At 62.3% G+C, this 2,418-nt stretch carries 2 protein-coding genes; both read right to left on the reverse strand.

The window, feature by feature from the left end; translation table 11 throughout:
- Window positions 1–870 (reverse strand): NAD(P)/FAD-dependent oxidoreductase (locus tag PMI29_RS09725; protein ID WP_008000531.1); only part of this gene is annotated, 870 nt, incomplete at its 3' end.
- A gap of 230 nt (window positions 871–1,100) precedes the next feature.
- Window positions 1,101–2,418 (reverse strand): nucleotide disphospho-sugar-binding domain-containing protein (locus tag PMI29_RS09720; protein ID WP_008000533.1); only part of this gene is annotated, 1,318 nt, incomplete at its 5' end.

Raw genomic sequence — 2,418 nt, forward strand, 5'->3', positions numbered from 1 at the left:
GGCTATGCCGTAGCGGCCGGTCCAGCCGATGGCTGCCAGTTGTTCATTGCTCAGCGGTTCACTGACCAGGCTGTAGTCGTAGACCGGAATCACACTCGACTTCAGGTGCCCGAGCAACGGCGGGGCGATGTTGGTGGCGAGGGCGATTTTCCCGGCGATCACTTCGCCGTTGGCTGTGCGCAGTCGCAAGCTGTCTTTGTCCGCATCCAGTTGCAAGACAGGGCTGTTCTCGAACAGTTGAACCCCTTGCTCCAGGCAGACGCGACGCAGCTCGGCGGCCATTTTTGCCGGGTTGAGCAGGGCGTAGTTGGGTTCGAACAGGCCCGCCACGTACGCCGGGGAGTCGAGTTTCCGGGCCAGGCCGCTGCCTTCCAGCCACTCGCAGTCAATGCCGAAGCGGGCGTAGTTACGCTGCATTGAACGCAAGCCGTCGACCTGCCACGGTTGGCTGGCCACGTTAAGTTTGCCCTGGCGTTCGAATTCGACGTTCATGCCGAAGCGCTGCAGGTCGGCGGCCAACTCATCTAAGTTCTGCCGGCCCAGTCGGATCAGTTGCTCTGCTTCTTCAGGCCAGCGCTTGAGGGCGTTGGAGACTCCATGGGAAATGCTTGGTGCACAGAAACCGCCATTGCGTCCGCTGGCTTCACCACCGCAGCGCCGCGCCTCGATGATCGCGATACTCAAACCCGGTTGGCGCTGGCGAGCCAGCAGCGCCGTCCACAATCCGGTAAATCCGCCGCCGACCACGGCCAGGTCGCATTGCACTGTTCCGGCTACGGACGGTGCGGCGGATGGCGGGGTGACGGTGTCCTGCCAAAAGGGATGGGGCAGGACGTTGCCTGGCGAATCGAGACGCGGTGGGGCATTCATGCTGAAACTCCGGCAGTGTGACGGGCAGCGACGATTGCGTTCGGTTGCCCGACGGTTTTTGTTGTTATGGCTAGTGGCCTGTGTGGCTAATTCGCGCACTCAACTTCGGCGCCAGGACTTGCCAGGCTGCGTTGCCATTCCTCGCCGTAGCGAGCTACGACTCGTCATGGCGCCTTGCCTGACAAGCCCTGGCACTCGAATTTGAGTACTCGAATTAACCGTACAGGCCACTAGAGATCGGGTAGAGCGAGAATCGCGCGTGCGGCAATGTCGGTGCCGCGGGTCGCCTGCATGCGCTCGCTGAACGATTTGAGGCGTTGCTTCATCGGTTGATCGGCCAGCAGTTGTTCGAGGGCGCCGGGCAGGTCGGCCAGGGGATCGGCAAAGCGCGGCAGGTAACGGCCGACGCCGACTTCCTCGGCCCGTGCGGCATTGTCGTGGCCGTCCCAGCAATACGGAATGATCAGCGACGGCAAACCGAAGTACAGCGCCTCGCAGAAGCTGTTGTTGCCGCCGTGATGGATGAACACATCGCATTCCTTGAGCACTGCCGGCTGGGCAAACCAGCTGTCGAGGTACACGTTGTCCGGCACGGTGGTGTACATGTCGCGGTAGGCGCCAACGTTGACCAGGAAGCGATAGGGCAAGGTTTCGATCGTGCTGATCAGGCGCTTCATCATCCCGGTGTCGGCGGCGCCAAGGCTGCCGAAACTGAGGTAGATCAGCGGTGCGTCGTTGTGCCGTGGGAAGTCCGGGACGATGTACGGCGCTTCCCGCCGTACGCAGCCGTCGAGGTAGACGTAGCGCTGCGGATCGAGCGGCTGCCGGCGTTCATAACGCACAGGCGTCGGCGACAGCAGCAGGTTGAGCCAGGGGGAATCGGTGAGGAACTGCCCCGCAGGACAGGGCGCCGTATGGTTGCCGAGGAGAAATTGCGAAAAGCGTTCATGGGCCGGTGCGACAGCCTTCAGGTACTGCCCGGAGTAACGCTCGCAGGCCTCGGTGTCACTCGCCAGACACCCGGACAGGTACGGCGGAACAGCGGCATCCGGCAGTTCGGTCTCGGCGCAGGACACCACCCGCACCCACGGGCAGCCAGCGTTGGCGATGGCCGGGAACATCACCACGTTGTCGAGCACGATCACATCCGGCTTGAGGCGGCTGAGCAACTGCTGCAAGGGTTTTTCCGCTTCGATCGCGGTGTCGATGATGGCTTCCCAGGCGGGCGCCACGTAGCTGTCGATCTGCGCCAGCGGGGTCTGGTCGAAGTAGGGAATGCTGCGTTCGATGAAGCGTTCCCAGTAGTGCTGGTGTTCCGCCGCCGACAACGGGCTCACTTGCGGAATCGGGTACTCGTCGAATCCATATTCGGCGAACAGCCCCTGGAAATGCTCATGGCAGATGAACACCGGTCTGGCGCCCAGCTCACGCAACGACTGAGCGATACCAATACAGTTCAAGGCCGCGCCGAAACTGGCTTCCGGAAACAGGGCGATCAGTTTTTGTTTTTGCATGGCGAGGGACTGTCCATGGCGGGTCAGACCCGCC

The sequence above is a fragment of the Pseudomonas sp. GM49 genome (assembly GCF_000282355.1).
GTDB lineage: Bacteria > Pseudomonadota > Gammaproteobacteria > Pseudomonadales > Pseudomonadaceae > Aquipseudomonas.